This window comes from Aureimonas sp. Leaf454 (genome assembly GCF_001424685.1).
GTDB lineage: Bacteria > Pseudomonadota > Alphaproteobacteria > Rhizobiales > Rhizobiaceae > Plantimonas.
On record NZ_LMQT01000004.1, the window covers coordinates 1 to 20,643 of the forward strand.

18 protein-coding genes and 2 pseudogenes are annotated in these 20,643 nt (G+C 68.9%); 7 read left to right on the plus strand and 13 right to left on the minus strand.

Features of this window, described 5'->3' with window-relative positions; translation table 11 throughout:
* The 3 genes and pseudogenes from ASG43_RS23065 to ASG43_RS06420 all read left to right on the plus strand — a co-directional run.
* Positions 1-234 (plus strand): annotated as a pseudogene (locus ASG43_RS23065) (allophanate hydrolase); the annotation flags it as partial.
* 168 nt (positions 235-402) lie between these two features.
* Positions 403-1,155 carry a GntR family transcriptional regulator gene (locus ASG43_RS06415; RefSeq protein WP_156386534.1) on the plus strand — a complete coding sequence of 251 codons (753 nt, stop codon included), beginning with the start codon at positions 403-405 and terminating at the stop codon, positions 1,153-1,155.
* Between the two features lie 66 nt (positions 1,156-1,221).
* A complete protein-coding gene (locus ASG43_RS06420) occupies positions 1,222-1,974 on the plus strand; it encodes a pyridoxine 5'-phosphate synthase (protein WP_056501980.1) in 753 nt (250 codons plus the stop codon).
* A 13-nt stretch (positions 1,975-1,987) separates the two neighbouring features.
* Here ASG43_RS06420 and ASG43_RS06425 read toward each other — a convergent pair whose 3' ends face one another.
* Positions 1,988-2,884: a sugar-binding domain-containing protein gene (locus ASG43_RS06425; RefSeq protein ID WP_056502186.1), complete on the minus strand. Its 897-nt coding sequence runs from the start codon at positions 2,882-2,884 to the stop codon at positions 1,988-1,990.
* A gap of 239 nt (positions 2,885-3,123) precedes the next feature.
* Between ASG43_RS06425 and ASG43_RS06430 the strand changes: the two genes are divergently transcribed.
* Positions 3,124-5,490 carry an EAL domain-containing protein gene (locus ASG43_RS06430; protein WP_056501982.1) on the plus strand — a complete coding sequence of 789 codons (2,367 nt, stop codon included), beginning with the start codon at positions 3,124-3,126 and terminating at the stop codon, positions 5,488-5,490.
* A 13-nt stretch (positions 5,491-5,503) separates the two neighbouring features.
* On the opposite strand, the gene ASG43_RS06435 is transcribed toward ASG43_RS06430, so the two are convergent.
* The 4 genes from ASG43_RS06435 to ASG43_RS06450 are packed head-to-tail and all read right to left on the minus strand — an operon-like array spanning position 5,504 to position 7,350.
* The gene (locus ASG43_RS06435) at positions 5,504-6,058 is read right to left on the minus strand and encodes a hypothetical protein (RefSeq protein WP_156386536.1); all 555 of its coding nucleotides are present in this window, start codon (positions 6,056-6,058) and stop codon (positions 5,504-5,506) included.
* Positions 6,030-6,503 (minus strand): hypothetical protein, encoded by a 474-nt coding sequence (locus ASG43_RS23240; RefSeq protein ID WP_056501987.1) that lies wholly within the window; start codon positions 6,501-6,503, stop codon positions 6,030-6,032. The genes ASG43_RS06435 and ASG43_RS23240 overlap by 29 nt, the downstream gene beginning before the upstream one ends.
* Entirely contained in the window at positions 6,470-6,844 is a 375-nt protein-coding gene (locus tag ASG43_RS06445) for a hypothetical protein (RefSeq protein ID WP_056502189.1), read from the minus strand. Before ASG43_RS06445 ends, ASG43_RS23240 begins: the two co-directional genes overlap by 34 nt.
* A gap of 38 nt (positions 6,845-6,882) precedes the next feature.
* Positions 6,883-7,350, minus strand: a complete 468-nt coding sequence (locus ASG43_RS06450; protein ID WP_244488005.1) for a hypothetical protein — start codon at positions 7,348-7,350, stop codon at positions 6,883-6,885.
* A 330-nt stretch (positions 7,351-7,680) separates the two neighbouring features.
* Between ASG43_RS06450 and ASG43_RS06455 the strand changes: the two genes are divergently transcribed.
* On the plus strand, positions 7,681-8,430 hold the full coding sequence (locus ASG43_RS06455; protein WP_056501992.1) for a GntR family transcriptional regulator: 750 nt from the start codon (positions 7,681-7,683) through the stop codon (positions 8,428-8,430).
* A 245-nt stretch (positions 8,431-8,675) separates the two neighbouring features.
* Positions 8,676-8,870, plus strand: a complete 195-nt coding sequence (locus ASG43_RS06460; protein WP_156386538.1) for a hypothetical protein — start codon at positions 8,676-8,678, stop codon at positions 8,868-8,870.
* 97 nt (positions 8,871-8,967) lie between these two features.
* On the opposite strand, the gene ASG43_RS06465 is transcribed toward ASG43_RS06460, so the two are convergent.
* The 7 genes and pseudogenes from ASG43_RS06465 to cyoA all read right to left on the minus strand — a co-directional run bounded on the left by ASG43_RS06465 (position 8,968) and on the right by cyoA (position 16,283).
* Positions 8,968-9,501 (minus strand): response regulator transcription factor, encoded by a 534-nt coding sequence (locus ASG43_RS06465; protein ID WP_056501996.1) that lies wholly within the window; start codon positions 9,499-9,501, stop codon positions 8,968-8,970.
* On the minus strand, positions 9,494-10,906 hold the full coding sequence (locus ASG43_RS06470; protein ID WP_082490691.1) for an ATP-binding protein: 1,413 nt from the start codon (positions 10,904-10,906) through the stop codon (positions 9,494-9,496). Before ASG43_RS06470 ends, ASG43_RS06465 begins: the two co-directional genes overlap by 8 nt.
* A 2-nt stretch (positions 10,907-10,908) precedes the next feature.
* Entirely contained in the window at positions 10,909-11,712 is an 804-nt protein-coding gene (locus ASG43_RS06475) for an SURF1 family protein (protein WP_082490692.1), read from the minus strand.
* Positions 11,713-11,924: 212 nt separating this feature from the next.
* A pseudogene (cyoD, locus tag ASG43_RS23475) lies at positions 11,925-12,296 on the minus strand (cytochrome o ubiquinol oxidase subunit IV); the annotation flags it as partial.
* Complete coding sequence (gene cyoC / locus ASG43_RS06485) at positions 12,296-12,928, minus strand: cytochrome o ubiquinol oxidase subunit III (protein ID WP_056501999.1); 633 nt, start codon at positions 12,926-12,928, stop codon at positions 12,296-12,298. The gene cyoC and the pseudogene cyoD, both read right to left, overlap by 1 nt.
* 4 nt (positions 12,929-12,932) lie before the next feature.
* Positions 12,933-14,936: a cytochrome o ubiquinol oxidase subunit I gene (cyoB, locus tag ASG43_RS06490; RefSeq protein ID WP_056502000.1), complete on the minus strand. Its 2,004-nt coding sequence runs from the start codon at positions 14,934-14,936 to the stop codon at positions 12,933-12,935.
* A 24-nt stretch (positions 14,937-14,960) separates the two neighbouring features.
* Positions 14,961-16,283, minus strand: coding sequence for a ubiquinol oxidase subunit II (gene cyoA, locus ASG43_RS06495; RefSeq protein ID WP_082490704.1), 1,323 nt, complete (start codon positions 16,281-16,283; stop codon positions 14,961-14,963).
* A 388-nt stretch (positions 16,284-16,671) separates the two neighbouring features.
* Between cyoA and ASG43_RS06500 the strand changes: the two genes are divergently transcribed.
* The gene (locus ASG43_RS06500; protein WP_056502003.1) at positions 16,672-18,012 is read left to right on the plus strand and encodes an MFS transporter; all 1,341 of its coding nucleotides are present in this window, start codon (positions 16,672-16,674) and stop codon (positions 18,010-18,012) included.
* A 65-nt stretch (positions 18,013-18,077) separates the two neighbouring features.
* On the opposite strand, the gene ASG43_RS06505 is transcribed toward ASG43_RS06500, so the two are convergent.
* Positions 18,078-19,718 (minus strand): OFA family MFS transporter, encoded by a 1,641-nt coding sequence (locus tag ASG43_RS06505; protein ID WP_056502006.1) that lies wholly within the window; start codon positions 19,716-19,718, stop codon positions 18,078-18,080.
* Positions 19,719-20,643: the final 925 nt, after the last annotated feature.

Below are 20,643 nucleotides of genomic sequence, written 5' to 3' on the forward strand. Positions count from 1 at the left end.
CCCGGTTTCGAGGGGCCGGGCATCGCGGTGGAGATCTGGTCGCTCGATCCCGCCGGCTTCGGCCGCTTCGTCGCCGGCATCCCGCAGCCCCTCGGCATCGGCAAGCTCGTGCTGGACGACGGGCGCGAGATCTCCGGCTTCGTCTGCGAGCCCGCAGCCCTCGCCGGATCCGTGGAGGTGACGCAATTCGGCGGATGGCGCGCCTATGTCGCCTCCCGCGCCAGGGCGGCCTGACCACCACGGCCGCGCCGTGCCGTGCCGGGCTGCGCTGCCGCGGCGCGGGGCTGGCGCGGGGTGAGACGACGTCCCAGGAGGCGCGAGCGCGACGGACGGGCGGGTTTCCCCCGGCGGACCGCCTCGCCGCCCCTGTTCAGGCTGCGCCAAGCCGCTACAACCTCTGGCATGGCCCGCCGTCCCACCTCTACCCCGCCCCCCTCCAAGCGCACCACCGCCGAGATGATCCGCGAGGCCCTGTCCGACCGGATCGTCCACGGCATCCTGCGGCCCGGCGAGGCGCTGGACGAGACGAGCCTCGCCCTGGAGTTCGGCGTGTCGCGCACGCCGATCCGCGAAGCGCTGCGGCAGCTGGAGACGATCGGCCTCGCCGCGTCCCGGCCGCATAGGGGCGCGATCGTCGCCAATCTCACGCCGGACGAACTCGACGAGGCCTTCGTCGTCATGGCGGAGCTGGAAGCGCTCTGCGCGCGGCTCTGCGCGGCGTCGATGACCGGCGAGGAGAAGGCGGCGCTCGCCGCGCTGCACGAGACGGGGGCCGTTTGCGTCGCCGAGAACGACATCGACGGTTTCCGCGACCACAACGAACGGTTCCACAATGCGATCTATCGCGGGTCCGGCAACGGTTTCCTCGAGGAAACGACGCTCGGCGTGCGGCGGCGCCTCGCTCCCTTCCGCAAGATGCAGTTCGAGCTGGAGCGGCGCATCGAGGGCTCCCAGGCCGAGCACGACAGGATCGTGCGCGCCATCGTCGAGGCCGACGGCGAGACCGCCGCCACGGCCATGCGCGATCACATCCTGATCGTGCGCGACAAGGTGGACGAAGTCGCCGCCCCCGATCCCGCCGCCCCCGAACCCGCAACGCCGGATGCCGCGCCCGGCATCCCCGCCCCCGACGTTTTCGCGAAGGCCGGGCGTTGACGCCGCGCCGCCTTTCCCTCGGCCGGCCTCTCCTCTAGGTTCCCGCTCGGCTCGAGGGAGGGCATCATGACTGCGACAGGTCCGAAGCTTTCGGTGAACGTCAACGCGATCGCCATGTTGCGCAACCGCCGGGACCTGCCCTGGCCCGATCCCGCGCGCCTGTCGCGCATCGCGCTGGAGGCCGGCGCGCACGGCATCACCGTCCATCCCCGGCCGGACCAGCGCCATGTCCGCTTCTCCGACCTTCCCGTCCTCTCGCGCCTCGTCGCCGAGCATGGCGAGGGCGCGGAGTTCAACATCGAGGGCTATCCCTCGCCGGACTTCCTCGATCTCGTCCTCGCCAACCGGCCCCATCAGGTGACGCTGGTGCCGGACGATCCGACGCAGTCGACCTCCGACCACGGCTTCGACTTCGCCGCCCGGCGCGCGTTCCTGACCGAGACCGTCGCGCGGCTGAAGGATGCGGGCCTGCGCGTGTCGCTCTTCGCCGACCCGACGCCGGACGGGCTGGAGATCGCCGCGCAGACGGGCGCGGACCGCGTGGAATTCTACACCGGTCCCTATGGCGCGACGCATTCGGACGACGGCGCGGCGGCGCGGGCGCTGGACGCTCTGGGACGGGCGGGCGACCGGGCGGTCGATCTCGGCCTCGGCGTCAATGTCGGGCACGACCTGACGCTCTCGAACCTTCCGCCGCTCGTGGAGCGCATGCCCTATGCGGCGGAGGCCTCGATCGGCCATGCCCTGACGGCCGACGCGCTGGAACTCGGGCTCGCCGGGGCGGTCCGCGCCTATGTCGAGGCGATGCGGGTCCGCTGAGGGTCCGCGCGGCTCACGCCGCGTCGAGCAGCGCCTCGGCGGTCTGCGTGTCGGTGGCGAGCGCCGATACGAGGCCGGAGCGCACCGCGCCGAGGATCGCGCCGACCTTGGCCGCGCCCATCGCGACGCCGATGACGAGCGGCGCGCGGCGGAGCTGGTCCGTCGACATCGCGATCATGCGCCGCTCGCCCTCCCAGGCCTTGGGCCGTCCGGCCGCGTCGAAATAATGCCGGATGACGTCGCCGGCGGCGTCCGCGAGCGCCTGCTCGTCGGGCGTCGCGGCGCTGGCGGAGGGCGCGTTCTCCGCGTGGGGCAGCCCGATGCCGACGACGGCCGCCTCGACCCGGTCCCACAGGGCGACACTGGCGGCAATGGTCGGGTCCTCGAGAAGCGCCTCGCGCGCGGCGGCGGAGGGCAGGTAGGGCGCGTGGATGAAGTGCGGCAGGCCGCCCATCCCCTCCGCCGCCATGCGCACGAACTCGTTGACCTGGAAATGCGGTGCGTGCTGCTGCATGCCGCCCGTCGCGGGGACGACGAGCGTGCCGGGAAGGCCCGGCAACCCCGCCTCCACCACCGCCCGCACCGCCCGGCCCCAGCCGATGGCGAGCACCGAGCCGGGTCTGAGACCGGCCTGGCGCAGGAGATCGCCGACCGGCGCGGAGAGGGCGTCGAGCCGTCCGCCGCTCGGCGTCTCCACCACGGCCGCCGCCTTCAGCGTCAGCCGCTCCTTGAGATCGCGCACGAGATCGCCGGGCGTGGCGAGGTCGCGAACCTCGATCCGCACGATGCCCTCGGTCCTGGCACGCTGCAGCAGGCGCGAGATCGTGGCCGCGGACAGGCCCATTCGCTTGGCGATCTCGACCTGGCTCAACTCCGCCTCGTAATGAAGCTTCGCCACCGTGTGCAGCAGGGTCCGGGACGCGGTTTGGTCGGCAGGTGGAAAGGCCAGCGTGTTATTCCTTCCAGAAAGCTTTTGCAGACTAAGGCGTTCGGGAACCGTCTTCAACCGCTTTCCGCGTCCCTTCCGGCGGTCGCGCGCCGTTCGGAAACTCAGGTAAACTTACGAAGTATGAAGATGTCGCAGGTCAATTGCCACGTTAACCATGCCCGTTGAGACATGCGTTACCGCTTCGACAATAGCATCACCTTATGTTTCTCACGCTTTCTCGCCTTGCCGCAGAGCATTCGATCGCGAGCGTCGTCGTGGCGCTCGCCATCTGTCTGGTCGCCGGCTCCCTCCTCGGTGAGCTCCTGCGCCGCTCGCGGCGGGTGGCCGGCCCGTCGCGGGCGGTCTGGCTGGCCGGCACGGCGATCGTCGCCGGGCTCGGCGTCTGGACGACGCATTTCGTCGCCGTCCTCGGCTACCGGCCGGACCTGCCGATCCGATACGGCCTGCAGCTCACCGCCGTCTCGGCGCTGATCGGCGTCGTCGCCGTCGGCGTGCCCCTGGCCGCCACCGTCTGCTTCCGGGACCGGCGAGCCGCCGCCGCCCTGGGGGCCCTGGCGGGTCTGGGCATCGGCGCCATGCACTTCACCGGCATGACCGCGCTCGACGGATGCGTCCAGGTCCAGTCGCCGGAAACCGCGATCCTCGCCTGCCTCGTCGGAGCCGTGATCCTCGGCGCCGGCCGCGGCGTCGCGCGGTTCGCCAATTCGAACCGGATGACCTGCCTTCTCTTCACCGCGGCGGTCTGCGGCACGCATTTCACCGCCATTTCCGGCCTGACGCTCACGGGCCGTGCCGGCTCGGACGGCAGGGCCGCCGATCACACGGTCCTTGGCCTTCTCGTTCTTCTCGGAGCGGTCGTGATCTTCGTCGGGGCGCTGATGGCCCTTCTCAGCGCCCGTCGCTTCGACGCGCAGGAGCGGGCCCATGCCACGATCCTCTCGACGGCGCTTCAGAACATGTCGAACGGCCTCGTCTTCGTCGACGGCGCCGGTCGGCTGGAGCTCTTCAACGAGCGCTTCCGCGAGATGTTCGCGATCCCGAGCGAGGATCTGCGGATCGGGATGTCGGTGCACCAGCTCATCGGCGCCATGGCCAAGGCGGGGAACTGGACGGGGGAGACGCGGTCCTCGTGTCGTCAGCGCATGCTGGGGCACCTGCGCTCGAACCCGCAGGACGCGGCCGATCATGTCCTGCCGGACGGCCGGATCGCGGCGGTCGACAGCAATCCGGTCCAGGGCGGCGGGGTCGTCATCACCTTCGACGACGTGACCGCCGCGCGCTCGGCGCAGCGCGAGCTGAGCCATCTCGCCTTTCACGACGCGCTGACCGGTCTCGGCAACCGCCGCGCCTTCGGCCAGCGTCTCGCGCAGGCCTTCGCGTCGGGCGCTTCGGTTCATCTCCTCGTGCTCGACCTCGATCGCTTCAAGATCGTGAACGACACCTACGGACACGCGGTCGGCGACCAGCTCCTGGTGCAGGCGGCCGAGCGGCTCGTCGCGGTCGTGGGCACGGAGGGCTTCGTCGGTCGTCTGGGCGGCGACGAGATGGCGGTGATCTCGATCGGCGACCTTCGGGCCGCGAGCGAGATGTCGCGCGACATCGTGGAAGCGGCCGCGACGCCCTTCCGGATCGGCGATCTCACCACGACGATCGGCTGCAGCATCGGCATCGCGGCCGGCGCGGACTGCCAGTCCTCCGACGAATGGATGCAACGCGCCGACATCGCGCTCTACGAGGCCAAGCGCCAGGGTCGCGGTCGGTTCGCGATCTATCGCTCCGGGATGCAGGAGGCCGCGGCCAAGCGCCATCGGATGATCCTCGACCTTCGCAGCGCCCTCGGGAACGGCGAGCTCCATCTCGCCTACCAGCCCGTCGTCTCGCTCGGCTCGAACGAGATCGTCGGCTACGAGGCGCTGCTGCGCTGGGACCATCCCGACCTCGGGTCCATCTCGCCGTCCGTCTTCGTGCCGCTCGCCGAGGAATCCGACCAGATCGTCACGATCGGCGCCTGGGTGCTCGAGGAGGCCTGCCGCACGGCGGCGGGCTGGAGCGACGGTCGCCATGTCGCGGTCAACGTGTCGACGGCGCAGTTCCGTTCGCCGCTCCTGCGCGCGCACATCGTCGGCGCGCTCGCCCGCAGCGGGTTGCCCGCGCACCGTCTGGAGATCGAGCTGACGGAAACCGCGCTCGTGGAGGACGGCGCGCAGATCGCCCATCTCCTGTCCGATCTGCGCCGGCTCGGCATCAAGATCGCCATGGACGATTTCGGAACCGGCTATTCCTCGCTCGCCCATATGCGCGACTTTCCCGTCGACCGCATCAAGATCGACCGCAGCTTCGTCGCCTCGGCCGAGGGCGATCGCCATTCGCTGGCGGTGATCAAGGCCGTCCTCCTGATGGGGCGCGATCTCGACATCGAGACGCTGGCCGAGGGCGTGGAGACCGAGAGCCAGTTGTCGCTCCTGCGCGATCTCGGATGCGGCTCGGTGCAGGGCTACCTGCTCGGGCGGCCGGCGCGGCTGGACGGCGCGCGCGCCGCGGCGGGGCCGGCCCGCGCATCCGCCTGACGGATCTTCGGCATCACTCGCAGCGGATCGTCGGCTTGGCGGTGTAGGAGCCGGAGGCGAAGACGCCGCTGGTCTTGGTCGCCGTCAGGTTGAAGGCGAGGTTGTAGACGCCGTAGAGGAGGACGCGCGAGCTGATCCCGAGGGACGTGCCGCTGTCGAAACTCGCGGCGAAGCCGACATCGGCGCCGACCGTCGCCGGCGCGGTGTCGAAGCCGGAGGGCGGCACGACGCTGACGGTGAAGCAGTTGATGAGAAGGTTCAGCGAGCAGAGAAGCGTCGGAACGATGATGCCGCCGCTGTCGGTCTCGACGCGTGCCCGCGCCGGGATGCCACCGGGATTGCCCGAGGACAGGGTCTTCAGCGCGCCGTTGGGCGTCAGCGTGCCCGCGTTCACGACCGTGATGGTGCACCGCCCGTACCCGGCCGCCGCAGCGCCGGACAGGGGAGCCGAGACCGCGAGCGCCAGAGCGAGGGCGCATCCGGCGAGCCGATGGCGGCCGTGCCGGGCCCCCTCCTGCCCGGCGACGCGGACGAGACCGCTAGTTCGCCGTTCCAGCGCGGCCATCATCCGACCATCCCTCTTTCATCCAGAGCCCGGCATCGCGCGTTTCGCCCTCCTTGGCCGGCGCTCCGCCGGACGGCAGGCCCATCTTCAGAAGCGAGAGCTCCATCTTCAGACGCTCCACCTCCAGCTCGTAGAGACGGGCGCAGTCGAGGCGCGAGGTCTGGCGGCCGAGGGGAATGACGACCCGCGCATAGGTCGCCACGTTGGAGGAGGACCGGAGATTGCCCTTGATCGCGCCGACGTCGAGATAGGTCCCGGTGCCCCCGACCGCGGAACGGCAGGTCGTGCCGTCGGCGGCATGGACCTCGTCCTGGCCCTGCGGCAGCGTGACGCCCGGCAGGTTGAAGGCGTTGTCGCCCCGGTCGACATAGAGGATGTCCTCGGCCCCGGCCGGACCGGCGAGGACGGCCAGCATCAGGAGCGACGACGCCCCAAGAACTTTCCACATACTTGCGTCCTTATCTGGGTCTGCTGGTTGGGGAAGGGAATGCTTTCCGTGCAGACGCGCACCTTGCGGTCGGCGACGCCGGCGAAGGGAACGACCACGGTCACCTTCCGCGAGGCCCCGGCGGCCAGGGTGAAGTCGGCCGGGCGGACGTCGGCCCTCACCTCGTGGAAGTCCTGGTCGTAGACCTTGATCTCCACGCGGATGCGCTGGTCGTAGGGATTGCTCGGATAGACCCGGAGGGCGAAGCCTTCGGTGAAGCTGTCGACGACGCCGCGCATCGGCGACATGGACTGGGCCCCCGCCGTCCCGGTCGTGGCGGCGAGCGCGAGCGTGGCGAGCAGTCCCGCCCGCGTCGCCGCGTCGAACCCGCTCCGATCCGTCACGGCTCGCACCGCACGGTCACGACGGCCGAGTAGGAACCGGTGACGAAGCTGTTGATGCCGCTCTTGGTGCCCGTGAGGTTGACGTTGATCGTGCCGGTGCCGGGCGAGGAGATCGTCGAGGGAAGACTGGTGTCGCTGACGGTGGAGACGCCGGACAGACTGTAGGAAGGCGTCCAGGTCGTCGCCGTCACGTCGCCCGTGGGCTGGATGAGGCTCGATGCCGCGTCGACGCCCAGGACCACGCCGCCGGTCGTCGTCACCGCGACCGTCCCGGCCGTGCCGCCGCCGTTCTTGGAGCTCAGCGTCTGGAGATTGCTCGACGGCGTCATGATGGCCGAGCCGTTCGTCACGGACAGGCTGCACGTCGCCGCGACGTTCCCGGTGAAGTTGATCGTTCCGACGGCGGCGGACGCGACCGCGCAGGAACCCATGGTGAAGGCGGCAGCCGCCAAGACTCGTCGCACGAAACTCTCCTGCTGTTGCTGTGAAGTGCAAAGACAAGATGCCCTTACGATATTGTGCGAACCTGTCTACGAGAGCATAAGCGTCGGAATTATCACGTGAATTTCTTCCATCCTGCGGAGGGCTTAGGATATCCTCATTCGGATATCCTATAGATTTGTCAGAGAGCATGGACTGATTGAACCGGTGGAATCACTCAATGAATACTTTGTATGGCAGTGTGTTGTGGTGGCGATCGGCTCGATAATCTTGGTCCCGCGACCGCAACAGGACTTGATCGCGATTGCATGGTTGGCCATCTATTGTGGTTCCAAACAGGGAGAGCGGAACCGGTGTCGCCAGCCTTCGAGGTCAAGCCCCTTTACGAACAGGTGACGGACGAGTTCGTGAGGCGCATCGTCTCGCGGGAGTGGAATGCGGGCTCGGTGATCCCGAACGAGGCGGATCTGGCGCGCGATCTCGGCGTCAGTCTCGGCACGGTGCGCAAGGCCTTCGGCGCCTTGTGCGACATGCAGATGGTGATGCGCGTTCCCGGCAAGGGAACGACCGTCGTCAACCAGTCCGAGAACAACAGCAATCACCGTTTCATCAACACGCGCGACGGCGAGGGGCGGCCGGTTCTCGGCACGCTCGCGGTCTGCGATCCCCGGATCGTCCAGGCGACGGCGGAGATGTCGGCGCTCTTTGGTTGTCCGATCGGCTCGCAGGTCCTGCGGTTCACGAGGACGCGCGCCTACAGGGACCGGATCTTCACGACCGAGATCGTCCATCTCCCGCTGTCTCCCAAGGACGATCTCACCATGGCCGAGCGCGCCAAGGCCCTCTGGTACGACTACGACATCACCGTCGAGAAGGCCGAGCGGATCTCCGTCACGCCCGCCGATGCCGACGATGCGCGGGAGCTCGACGTCGCGCCCGGCACCTCGCTGTTCCGCTCGACGCGCCTCATCTACGGTTACCGCGGGCGCGTTCTGGAACACCGGACCGGCAGCATCCATCTCGGCGATGACCTCAGCTTCGTGATCGGCCCGTCCGACAACCGCCTCAGCTTCGCGCAGCGCGGCGCAGCCCCGGGATTTTGAGATCGCCGCGGGCGACGCCGGCCGGGAACCGGCGTTCCCGATCGAGCCGATCCGCTCCGCGTGGAGCGCAGCAAGAGACGCGGCCTCACGTTTTGTTGCGCGATATTCCCGAGATCCGTCAACGCTTTGGGGGATGTCGAGCGTGGCGGGCCCGCCCTTGCGCGCGCCGTCGCGGCCCATGGCGTCACAAGATCGCCCATCTCCGGCGGCCCTGTCGCGCTCGTCCTCGAAATGGAGACGTGAACGTGCAGACCATCACCTGGAGAGACGCCGACTTCACCGTGGAGCCCGGCACCATCCGAACCAGCCGCTATGACGTTGCCGTCGAGAAGGAGCATGTGGAGCGCTGGCGGGACGATCCGGACGGACGGTTCCTCGTCGTGCCGCCCGCCCACGAGCGTGCGCCCGCGCGCCTCGAGAAGTTCTATCCGAGCCTCTGACGGAGCCGGCCTCCAACGACGAGGCCGCACCTGGAAAAGCCTTCGTCTCGAAATGACGGGACGAAGGCTTTTCCCCGCCCGGCGGTCCTTTCGCTCCTCACTTCACCTGCCGCTTCTCCAGCTTTCGCGCCAGCGTGCGCCGATGCATGCCCAGACGCCGCGCGGCTTCCGAGATGTTGAACTCGGTGGCGACCAGCACCTCGTGGATGTGCTCCCATTCCAGCGTCTTGATCGAGGTCGGCCGCTCCGTCAGCGGCACGGCCACGTCGCCCTCGGCCTTGGAGAAGGCGGCCTCGATGTCGTCGGTGTTGGAGGGCTTGGCGAGATAATGGCAGGCCCCGAGCTTGATCGCCTCGACCGCGGTGGCGATGCTCGCGAAGCCCGTGAGCACGACGATGAGGGTTGTCCGGTCGTGCGCGTGGAGCGTGCGCACGCAGTCGAGCCCGGACGTGGTGGCGAGCTTCAGGTCGACCACGGCGTAGCCCGGCGTGCGGCGCGCGAGAAGCGCCTCGAGCGCGCCTTGCGTCGGAGCGATCTCGACCGCATAGCCCCGCCGCTCGAAGGAGCGTTTCAGCGAGGCCGCGAAGACGGCGTCGTCGTCGACGACGACGAGAAAGCGCGGCTCATCCATGCCCGTCCGTCCCTTCCCGTCCCTCTGTGCCCGACCGGTTCGGCCCCTCGGCTTCGCCGTCGTCGTCGTCGATCGCAAGGGTTGCGAGCGGCAGGCGGATCTCGATCTCGGCCCCGCCGCGCGCAGGATTGCGCGCCGCGACCGTTCCGCCGAGCTTGCGCACGACGTTGAAGACCAGGAACAGGCCGAGACCGCCGGCCCGGCGCTCCTTGGTCGAGCGGTAGGGGCGTCCGATCTCGGCGAGGATCTCCGGCGGAAAGCCCGGTCCGGCATCCGACACCGTGAGGACGAGCACGTCCTCGTCCTGCGCCGCGATGAAGGCGATCGCATCCGGCGACACGTCGAAGGCGTTGTCGAGAACGTTGAAGACGCCCTGGCGCAGGGTCGATTCCGCGACGATCGAGATGTTCTCCGCGACGCGGTTCTCGTAGCGCAGACCCGCCTGCGGCCGCGTCGCGCCCCAGTCGGCGGTCAGACCGTCGAGAAAGGCGTGAAGCGTCGTCACGGCCGCCGACTCGCCCCGCGCCTCGCCGGCCGAAAGCAGGACGCCCGTCACGATCGACTTGCAGCGCGCGACCTCGCTCCGCATCGCGTCGATCTCGGCGCAGAGTTCGGGATCGTTGGTCAGAAGCGGCATCCGCCGCCAGTCCCCGAGGATGATCGAGAGCGTCGACAGGGGCGTGCCGAGTTCGTGCGCCGCGCCGGAGGCGAGCAGGCCCATCCGCACGATGTGGTCCTCCTCCGCCGCGCGCTGGCGCAGGAAGGCGAGCCGCTCGTCGCGCTCGCGCGCGTTGCGGTTGATCCGCGTCACGAAGACGACGAGGAGGACGGCGTTGAGGACGAAGCAGATCGTCATGCCGAGCGTCTGCGGATCGACGAGATGCGCGGCGTCGGCCGAGAGCAGGTCGAGCGGGCGGTAGAGCTGCGTCAGGCCGGCGAAGCAGAGGATCGCGAGCGCGACGAGCGCGCCGGTCCAGCGGGCTTCCAGGAGCACCGCCCCCACCGTCACCTGCAGGAGATAGAGCGGCGCGAAGGGATTGTCGGCGCCGCCGCTGAGATGGAGCTGCAGCGTGAGCGCGAGGACGTCGAGGACGAGCGAGACGAAGAGCTCGCCGTTCTCCACGCGCTCGCGCCGGGTGAGGCGCACGAGGCTGACGAGGTTCAGCGTCACGAGCCCCGCGATGACGCCCGCCATCGGCGCGAGCGGCAGATCCGAGCCGTAGCCGTAGCGCACGACGAGGATCGAGAGCACCTGTCCCGCCACCGCGAACCAGCGCAGCTGGATGAGGAGCAGGAGGTTCTTGCGGCCGGCCTGATCGATCGGCGCCGGGGTCGCGGTCCGGTGATGCGTCGGACGCACGAGCCGTCCGAGCCGCACATGCCATCCCGCGAAGGTCCGCGCCATGCTCAACGATGCCCCCTCCCCGCCCGGCTCCGCCGCCACTCGTCCCGCACGGCATAGGCCATTCCCCCGGCCAGCAGCAGAGCGAGCCCGTACCAGGTGAGCGCGTAGACGAGGTGGTGGTTCCGGAAGGCGACGACGGTGAGGCCGCCGACGGGCAGGCCGCCCGGCACCGGCGTCGCGTCGGCATCGACGAAATAGGGCGCGACCGCCTCGCCCGGCAGCACGCTCGCCGCGATGGCGGCGACGTCGCGCGACGTCCAGCGCCCGGCCGCGGGATCGTTGGCGCGCAGGAACCCGCCGCCGGGTTCGGTGAGGCGCAGGAGGCCGGTGACCGTCGTCTCGCCCGTCGTCCGGCCGAGGGGCCGCGTCGCGGGATCGCGCCGGTCGTTCGGAACGAAGCCGCGATTGACGAGGAGCAGCGTTCCGTCCGCACGCCGCAGCGGCGTCAGCACCCACCATCCCGCGCCGAGCGCGGTGACCGCCTGGACCAGCGTTTCGCGCTCGTGCAGGAACGTGCCGGTGGCGACGACGCGGCGATAGGCGTCGCTCGGGCGGGGTGTCCATCCCGTCGCGCCCGGCGCCGGCTCGGGCGCGGCGGAGAGGTTCGCCGAAACCCGCGCGATGAGGTCTTCCTTCCAGGCGAGCCGCTCGACCTGCCAGGTGCCGAGGCCGATCAGCGCCGCGAAGACGACGGCGGCGGCGAGGCCGAGGAGGATGCGAACCCCAAGGGACCGCGGCGCCCGTTCGCGAGCCGCCGCATCCGGCGGCGTCGGCGGCGAGGGGAATCTCCTGCCGCCGTCGTCCATCAGTTCGGCTGGCCCGGCATCGCATGGCCTTCCATGCCCGGCATCGCGTGGCCGTCCATCGCCCCGCCCGGCATCGCTCCGCCCGGCATCGCTCCGTCCTGCATCGCTCCGTCCTGCATCGCTCCGTCCTGCATCGTGTGCCCACGCATCGAGGCGCCGGGCGTCGCTTCGCCGGTCGTGTCCTGCATCTCCATGCCGATGCCGTTGCCGGGCATCGGCATCATGTTGGTGTTGAGATGGTACATGACCCAGAGCGAGCCCGCGATCGTGATGACGACGAGAACCACGGTGAAGATGAGGGCCAGCATGTTCCAGCCCCCTTCCGACTTCGTGTTCATGTGCAGGAAGTAGACCATGTGGACCACCATCTGCACGGCGGCCAGGCCCATGACGAGAAAGGCGGTCAGGCGCGGGCTCTCGAAGACCTCGCCCATGACGAGCGCGAAGGGGATCACGGTCAGGATCACCGCCAGCACGAAGCCGGTGACGTAGCCCTTCATCGAGCCGTGGCCGACCTGGTGTTCGTCGTGGAGGACGTGGACCTCGGCATGGCCGGCGGGCGTTGTCGCGGTTTGTCCGCTCATCACAGCACTCCGAGGAGATAGACGAAGGAGAAGACGCCGATCCAGATCACGTCGAGGAAGTGCCAGAAGAGCGAGAGGCAGAGGAGACGGCGCCGGTTCTCCGGCCGCAGCCCCGTCTTCGCCACCTGCACCATGAGGACGACGAGCCAGACGATGCCGAAGGTGACGTGGAGCCCGTGCGTGCCGACCAGCGTGAAGAAGGCGGACAGGAAGGCCGAGCGCTGCGGCCCCGCGCCCTCGGCGATGAGATGGGAGAACTCGTAGAGCTCCAGCCCGAGAAACGCCGCGCCGAAGAGGCCGGTGACGCCGAGCCAGATCAGCGTGCCGCGCCGGTTCGCCTTGTCCATCTCCAGCATGGCGAAGCCGTAGGTGATGGACGAGAAGAGCAGCATCGCCGTGTTGACGGCGACCAGCGGCAGGTCGAAGAGGTCGGCCGGCGTCGGGCCGGCCGCATAGGAGCGTCCGTAGACGCCGTAGACCGCGAAGAGGACCGCGAAGATGAGGCAGTCGCTCATCAGGTAGATCCAGAAGCCGAGCATGGTGCCGCCTTCGGCGTGCCCGTCCTCCTGCGCGACGTAGAACCTCAGCTCCTCGTCGGACGTGTTCGCGACCGTCGTCGATGCGCTCGCCATGGTCTCAGGCTCCCGCCATCAGGGCGCGCGTGCGCCGGTCTTCCTCGGCCACCACGTCCTCGACCGGGATGTGGAAGTCGCGGTCGTCGTTGAAGCTGTGGGCGATGGCGGTGACGACGATGGCGAGGAAGGCGAGCGCCGCCAGCCACCAGATGTACCAGATCATCGCGAAGCCGCAGACCACGCTGAGACCCGCCAGCACCACGCCCGCGCCGGTGTTCCTCGGCATGTGGACGGCGCGGAACCCCTCCAGCGGACGCTTGTAGCCGCGCTTCTTCATGTCCGACCACGCGTCGTGGTCGTGCACCATCGGCGTGAAGGCGAAGTTGTAGGCTGGCGGCGGGGACGAGGTCGACCATTCCAGCGTGCGCCCGTCCCAGGGATCGCCCGTCGTATCCTCCAGCTGGTCGCGGCGCACGAAGGCCATGACGATCGAGAGGATGAAGGACACGATCCCGCACAGGACGAGGAAGGCGCCGAAGGCCGCGATCACGAACCAGATCTGCAGCGAGGGATCCTCGAACTGCTGCACCCGGCGCGTCACGCCCATCAGGCCGAGGATGTAGAGCGGGGCGAAGGCGAACCAGAACCCGGTCAGCCAGAACCAGAAGCTCGTCTTGCCCCAGAACGGGTCGAGCTTGAAGCCGAAGGCCTTGGGGAACCAGTAGACCGTGCCGGCGAACATGCCGAACAGGACGCCGCCGATGATCACGTTGTGGAAGTGGGCGACGAGGAAGAGCGAGTTGTGCAGCACGAAGTCGGCCGGCGGAACCGCGAGGAGCACGCCCGTCATGCCGCCGATCGTGAAGGTCACCATGAAGCCGATCGTCCAGAGCATCGGCACCTCGAAGCGGATGCGGCCGCGATACATGGTGAACAGCCAGTTGAAGATCTTGGCGCCCGTCGGGATTGAGATGATCATCGTCGTGATGCCGAAGAACGAGTTCACGGACGCGCCGGACCCCATCGTGAAGAAGTGGTGCAGCCAGACGAGGTAGGAGAGGATGGTGATGACGACGGTCGCGTAGACCATCGAGGCGTAGCCGAAGAGGCGCTTGCCGGAGAAGGTCGAGACGACCTCCGAGAACACGCCGAAGGCCGGCAGGATCAGGATGTAGACCTCGGGGTGACCCCAGATCCAGATGAGGTTCACGTACATCATCGGATTGCCGCCGAGATCGTTCGTGAAGAAGTTCGTGCCGACATAGCGGTCGAGCGACAGGAGCGCCATCACCGCGGTGAGCACGGGAAAGGCCGCGACGATGAGGACGTTCGTGCAGAGCGATGTCCAGGTGAAGACCGGCATCTTCATCATGGACATGCCGGGCGCGCGCATCTTCACGATGGTCACGATGAGGTTGATGCCCGACAGGAGCGTGCCGACGCCCGCGATCTGCAACGCCCAGATGTAATAGTCGACGCCGACGCCCGGCGAGTAGGCCGCTCCCGAGAGCGGGGGATAGGCGAGCCAGCCGGTGCGCGCGAACTCGCCGACGAAGAGCGACATCATCACCGTCACCGCGCCGGCGGCCGTCATCCAGAACGAGAAGTTGTTGAGGAAGGGAAAGGCGACGTCGCGCGCGCCGATCTGCAGCGGCACCACGAAGTTCATGAGGCCGGTGACGAAGGGCATGGCCACGAAGAAGATCATGATCACGCCGTGCGCGGTGAAGATCTGGTCGTAGTGGTGCGGCGGGAGATAGCCCTCGACCTGCCCGAAGGCCATGGCCTGCTGCGCGCGCATCATCAGCGCGTCGGCGAAGCCGCGCATCAGCATGACGAGCGCGAGGATGATGTACATGATGCCGATCTTCTTGTGATCGACGCTCGTGAACCATTCCTTCCAGAGATAGGTCCAGAGCTTGAAATAGGTCAACGCGCCGACGACCCCGATGCCGCCGATGGCGACCACCGCGAAGGTGACGAGGAGGATCGGGTCGTGCAGGGGAATGGCGTCGAGCGTCAGGCGCCCGAAGATGAGCTGCTGAAGATCCGTATTGCCGAACATGGCGTGATCCGTTCTTTCGCGGGCTTAGTTCTGGTTGAGCTGTGCGGGCGCGGGGGAGGACGAACCCGTTTCCGTGGAGGGCGCCGCCGGAGCCGGCGTGGTTCCGGCCGCGGGCGCGTCGTGCGTCATGCCGGGCATGGTCTCGCCCGAGGGCATGGTGTGGCCGGCATGCGGATCGGCGGCGGGCGCCTGCCCCTGCCCCTGCCCCTGTCCGGCCGGAGCCGCGGGGCCGCCTTCGTCCGGCTGCATCCCGTCGGGCTGGTCTTCCGACTTCGAGTCGCGGCCGGATGCCGGGAAGGTCGCACCGGGGGCCTCCTCGGCGGCCATGCCCGTGGCGGGCGCATGCCCGCTGCCGTAGCCGAAGCCCTCGTGCGAGCCGGTGCGGTCGTGGACGAGGCGCTCGCGGTTGACCTCGTGGTTCTCCGCGACGCCGCCCTGTCCGTCGATCATCATCATCTCGTGCATGCACATCTTGCCGGGCTCGACGCACATGCCGAGGATCGCCTCGTAGAGCGACGGGTCGACGGTCGCGTAATGATGCACCGGCTCGCCCTCGCTCGGCTTCTCCACTTCCAGATAGCGCGCGCGGTCGAGCGTCCCGCCCTCCGCCCTCACCTTCGCGACCCACTGGTCGAAGCCCGCTTCGTCGAGCCCGTGGAACTTGAAGCGCATCTTCGAGAAGCCCGCGCCGCTGTAGTTGGCGGAGAAGCCGTCGTAGATTCCGGGCTTGTTGATCACGGCATGGAGCTTGGTCTCCATGCCGGGCATGGCGTAGATCTGGCCGGCCAGCGTGGGAATGAAGAACGAGTTCATGATCGCGGCCGAGGTGAGCTTGAAGGCGATCGGCCGGTCGACGGGCGCGGCGAGTTCGTTCACCGTCGCGATCCCGAGCTCGGGATAGAGGAACATCCACTTCCAATCGAGCGCCACGACCTCGACCGTCAGCGGCTTCATCTCCGCCGTCACCGGCCGCGCCGCGTCGAGCCGCTCGATCGGGCGATACGGATCGAGAAGATGCGTCGAGATCCAGGTCAGGGCGCCGAGCGCGATGATGATCATCAGCGGCGCGGTCCAGATCAGCACTTCGAGACCCGTCGAATGGTGCCAGTCGGGATCGTAGGTCGCGCTCTTGTTGGAGGCGCGGTAGCGCCACGCGAAGAGGAGCGTCGCGGCGATCACCGGCACGATGATGATCAGCATCAGGATCGTGGAGGCGACGATCAGCTGGCTTTGCCGGTCGGCGACGTCGCCCGACGGGCTCATCACCACGAGGTTGCAGCCGGCGACGAGGCCGAGGAGGGGCAGCATCCCGAGGATGCGCAGAGCGTTCGTGCGCAAGGCGACCATCTCCATTCCAGTACCGCGCGGTTTCGATCCGGTGCGCTCCCGAGGGAACGCTTCCTACCGCACGCTTGCGAATCTGCGCATCGGACCTTGGGAAAATCGAGTCCGAATTTCGAGAAGACCCCATGCCGCGGGTCTCGGTCGATCCTCGGATCGTCGCCGCGGACCTGCTCCGGGTTTCCCGACCGGCACGAGAGAGTCCCGTCCGTCGCGTGAGCCTCGACATAAGGGGGCGGTGCAGCAAAGGGCATTGGACGTTTTGTCCAAGCCCGGGCGTTTGACGCCGCACCGTCCGGGGCCTTATTCGAAACGGGAGCGAAAGTCGCACGCCGCCGTCCCCGCGATCGCCCGGACGGCATGGACGCGACGCAACGGCCGAGAGGATGCCGTCATGGCTGCGACAATCCAGGAGATGCCCTCCTCGAGCGGCATCGAAGACGATGCGAGGCAGGTGTCCTCCGACGGGCATGTCTCTCCCGCCGAGATCGCCATCGGCGTCGTGATCGGGCGCTCGGCCGAGGCCTTCGACTTCTTCGTCTACGGCATCGCCTCGATCCTCGTCTTCCCCGCTTTGGTCTTTCCCTTCGTCGACCAGCTCACGGGCACGCTCTATTCCTTCGTCATCTTCGGTCTCGCCTTCATCCTGCGGCCGATCGGCTCGGTCCTCTTCATGGAGGTCGACCGGCGGCACGGACGCGGCGTGAAGCTGACCATCGCCCTCTTCCTGCTCGGGGGCTCCACGGCGGCCATCGCCTTCCTGCCGGGCTACGAGACGATCGGCGCCTGGTCGATCGTCTCGCTGATCGTCTTTCGCGCCGGCCAGGGCTTCGCGCTCGGCGGCGCCTGGGACGGTCTCGCCTCGCTGCTCGCCCTCAACGTCGCGGAGAACAAGCGCGGCTTCTACGCCATGCTGCCGCAGCTCGGCGGGCCGATCGGCTTCATCGTGGCGAGCGCCCTCTTCGCCTTCTTCGTCCTCAATCTCTCGACCGAGGACTTCCTCGGCTGGGGCTGGCGCTATCCGTTCTTCGTCGCCTTCACGATCAACGTCGTCGCCCTCTTCGCGCGGCTTCGCCTGATCGCGACGGAGGAGTTCGTGCAGCTCTTCGACAGCCGGGACCTCAAGCCCGTGCGCGTGATGGAGCTCCTGCGCGAGCAGGGCCGGGCGATCCTCCTCGGCGCCTTCGTGCCGCTGGCGGGCTTCGCGCTGTTCCACCTCGTGACGATCTTCCCGCTCTCCTACATCGACATCTTCTCCGACCGCTCGGTCGGCGAGTTCCTGCTGACGCAGCTCGGCGGCGCGGTTCTCTGCCTCGTCTGCACGGCGCTGTCGGGCCTCGTCGCGGACCGGATCGGACGGCGCAAGCTGCTCGGCATCTGCGCGGTCGCGATCGCCGTGTTCTCCGTCGCCGCGCCCTTCCTGCTCGGCGGCGGGTCGGTTGGCCAGACCGCCTTCGTCTATATCGGCTTCGCCCTTCTCGGCTTCGCCCATGGCCAGGCCGCCGGCTCCGTCGCCTCCAACTTCACCAGCCAGAACCGCTACACCGGCTCGGCGCTGACCTCCGATCTCGCCTGGCTCCTCGGGGCCGGCTTCGCGCCGCTCGTCGCGCTCGGCTTCTCCGCCCAGTTCGGCCTCGGCGCGGTCGGCGTCTATCTGTTCTCGGGCGCGGCCTGCACGCTCGCCGCCCTCGCCTACAACAAGCGCATGGGCCTGCGGGATTCCGGGGCGTCCTGACGGGGCGGACGGGTTTTTCTTCCGTCTCACGGGGGCGCCGTCGAGCGCCCCCACGATCTCGATCTCTACTGGAACAACACCAGCGCCTTCGAGAGCGTCGTCCAGACGCCCCAGGCGATGGGCAGGCCGATCGCGGTCCAGGCGAGCGCCGCGGCCGGCGTGAAGCCGCCCTTGCCGATGCCGTAGGAGCCGCCGGAGACCGGGGTGCCGGTCGCCGCGGCGGGTCCCGTGCCGGTTTCCGCCATGAACCACTTCGCGGCCAGCGGGCGCACCAGGAGGTTGGCGGCGAAGCCGGCCACGAGGAGCGCGGCGAGCACGTAGAAGATCGTGTCGTAGACCTCGGTGCGCGGAACGCCCGCCGCGATCTGCGCGTCGCGGAGATAGGCGACGATCAGCGGTCCGAGCACGCCGGCCGTCGACCAGGCGGTCAGCAGCCGCCCGTGGATCGCGCCGACATATTGCGTGCCGAAGATGTCGGCGAGATAGGCCGGGATCGTCGCGAAGCCGCCGCCATACATCGAGGCGATGATGCAGAAGGCCGCGACGAAGAGGAACAGCGCCTGCGAGGCCGCGAGGGTCGGCGCGGCGAGGTAGAGCGCGGTGCCGAGCGCGAAGAAGATCGCATAGGTCGCCTTGCGCCCGAGCCGGTCCGAGAGCGAGGCCCAGGCGAAGCGCCCGCCGATGTTGAAGAGCGAGATCAGGCCGACGAAGCCGCCCGCCACCGCCGCGGCGGCGCTGCGCTGCGCATCGTCGAAGGCGGTGAAGGCGACGCCGGGCTCGCCGAAGAGCGCGCCGCCGAACAGCTCCTGGATCATCGGCGCGGCGACGCCGATGATGCCGATGCTCGCGGAGACGTTGAGGCAGAGCGCGGACCAGAGCAGCCAGAACTGCGGCGTCTTGTGCGCGTCCGAGAGGGCGACGTTGCCGGCCGCGATCATCTTCGTCGTCCCCGCCGGCGGCGTCCAGCCTTCGGGTCGCCAGTTCTGCGGGGGCACGCGGTAGCCGAGCGAGCCCGCCAGCATGAAGAGCGCATAGACGACGGCGAGCGTCAGGAAGGTCTGCCAGACGCCGACGCTGTCCGGCGTCTTGAAATGGTTCATCAGGATGTTGGCGAGCGGCGAGCCGATCATCGCGCCGCCGCCGAAGCCCATGATGGCCATGCCGGTCGCCATGCCGCGACGATCGGGAAACCATTTGATGAGCGTCGAGACCGGGGAGATGTAGCCGAGCCCGAGGCCGATGCCGCCGATGACGCCCGAGCCGAGCCACATGATCCAGAGCTGGTGCGTGTAGATGCCGAAGGCCGAGACGGCCATGCCGCCGCACCAGCAGAGCGTCGAGACGAGACCCGCCTTGCGCGGGCCCGCCCGCTCCAGCCAGCCGCCGAAGATCGCCGCCGCCGCGCCGAGGAAGACGAAGAACAGCGTGTACATCCACACGAGATCGCTGACGCGCCAGTCGCAGGTCGTGGTCACGAGCGCTCCGAGCAGCGTCATGTCCGGGCAGGCGCGCGCCTCCGAGACGCCGATCGCGCGCGACAGCGGCAGCCAGAAGACCGAGAACCCGTAGGCCATGCCGATGCACAGATGCACCGCGAGCGCCGCCGGCGGCACGAGCCAGCGGTTGAAGCCGGGCTCGGCGACGATCCGCTCGCGATCGAGGAAGCCGCCCCTCGGCGCGCCCCTCAGGGCCATATCCTGTGTCATGTCTGCTCCTTCTCCCTGCACGGCCGCCCCGAAAGGCCTGGCCGCGCGGCACCTTAAGGACGTGATCCCGCAAGGGTCAGTGCGCAAAACGCACAGTCCACAATGATTACGAGCGCCGGACCCGCGCGACGCCGCGAACGGGCGCGACGTCCCGACGGCCGGGGCGAAGCGTACTGGCGGCGCGTACTGGCGGCGCGGCGCGCCGCTCGACCGGGGCGACGCGTCCCGATAAACGCCGCCACAGCCCTGCCGAAACGAGGTCGAACCGTCCGGCGGCGTCGGTCGCATCCGGACGGGATTGCAGACGGCACCACCCGCCGCCGCATCCGTTGCGGGCGGTCGGTGCCGGGTCCGTTCCCGCTCGAACCGCCCCTCGGGGCGGCGGGACGGGGACGACATCAAGGCGACATCAGCGCGACGCCGCACCCGTCCGAACGAGCCCGGACGCGGCCGAGGGGAGCGCGGCGGACCGCGAGCGCAAGGATCCGGTGAGATCCGACGATGGCCCGGCGGGCGTTCGGCGGTCCGATGTCGGGAGGAAGGGTGGGGCCGCGCTCCCGGACGTTGCCGGAAACGAGGAGCGCTTCGACCGGTTCGGCGAAAGTCCACCCGACGGTCCGTCGGGACAGCCGCCCGGGCGCGCTTGCCTGCGACGTCGACCTCGCCTGCGATGTCGAGCTCAACTGGACCCGGCGCCGTCGCGGCGGTCTCCACGCGGTTCCTTATCGTCGCCAGCGGCCGAACCGGGCCGATCCGGCACGCGACGCACAGGATCCGTCCAGCGCTGCGATCCTCGGCCGGGACCGTCGTTCCCGGCGGGGCCGCAGACAGGGCCACAGACAGGGCCGGACCATTTGACGCGCGGTGGCCCTGGCTGCCGCCGTGTCCGCTCTCGTCATCGGCGTCTCGATCGCTCCCCCGCGCT

What these genes read in the sequence shown, in the direction of transcription:
- ASG43_RS06415 (WP_156386534.1), top strand. Translation starts at nt 403, where the DNA reads ATGGCCCGCCGTCCCACCTCTACCCCGCCCCCCTCCAAGCGCACCACC.
- ASG43_RS06420 (WP_056501980.1), top strand. Translation starts at nt 1,222, where the DNA reads ATGACTGCGACAGGTCCGAAGCTTTCGGTGAACGTCAACGCGATCGCC.
- ASG43_RS06430 (WP_056501982.1), top strand. Translation starts at nt 3,124, where the DNA reads ATGTTTCTCACGCTTTCTCGCCTTGCCGCAGAGCATTCGATCGCGAGC.
- ASG43_RS06435 (WP_156386536.1), bottom strand. Translation starts at nt 6,058, where the DNA reads ATGATGGCCGCGCTGGAACGGCGAACTAGCGGTCTCGTCCGCGTCGCC.
- ASG43_RS23240 (WP_056501987.1), bottom strand. Translation starts at nt 6,503, where the DNA reads ATGTGGAAAGTTCTTGGGGCGTCGTCGCTCCTGATGCTGGCCGTCCTC.
- ASG43_RS06465 (WP_056501996.1), bottom strand. Translation starts at nt 9,501, where the DNA reads ATGGATGAGCCGCGCTTTCTCGTCGTCGTCGACGACGACGCCGTCTTC.
- ASG43_RS06470 (WP_082490691.1), bottom strand. Translation starts at nt 10,906, where the DNA reads ATGGCGCGGACCTTCGCGGGATGGCATGTGCGGCTCGGACGGCTCGTG.
- ASG43_RS06475 (WP_082490692.1), bottom strand. Translation starts at nt 11,712, where the DNA reads ATGGACGACGGCGGCAGGAGATTCCCCTCGCCGCCGACGCCGCCGGAT.
- cyoC (WP_056501999.1), bottom strand. Translation starts at nt 12,928, where the DNA reads ATGGCGAGCGCATCGACGACGGTCGCGAACACGTCCGACGAGGAGCTG.
- cyoB (WP_056502000.1), bottom strand. Translation starts at nt 14,936, where the DNA reads ATGTTCGGCAATACGGATCTTCAGCAGCTCATCTTCGGGCGCCTGACG.
- cyoA (WP_082490704.1), bottom strand. Translation starts at nt 16,283, where the DNA reads ATGGTCGCCTTGCGCACGAACGCTCTGCGCATCCTCGGGATGCTGCCC.
- ASG43_RS06500 (WP_056502003.1), top strand. Translation starts at nt 16,672, where the DNA reads ATGGCTGCGACAATCCAGGAGATGCCCTCCTCGAGCGGCATCGAAGAC.
- ASG43_RS06505 (WP_056502006.1), bottom strand. Translation starts at nt 19,718, where the DNA reads ATGACACAGGATATGGCCCTGAGGGGCGCGCCGAGGGGCGGCTTCCTC.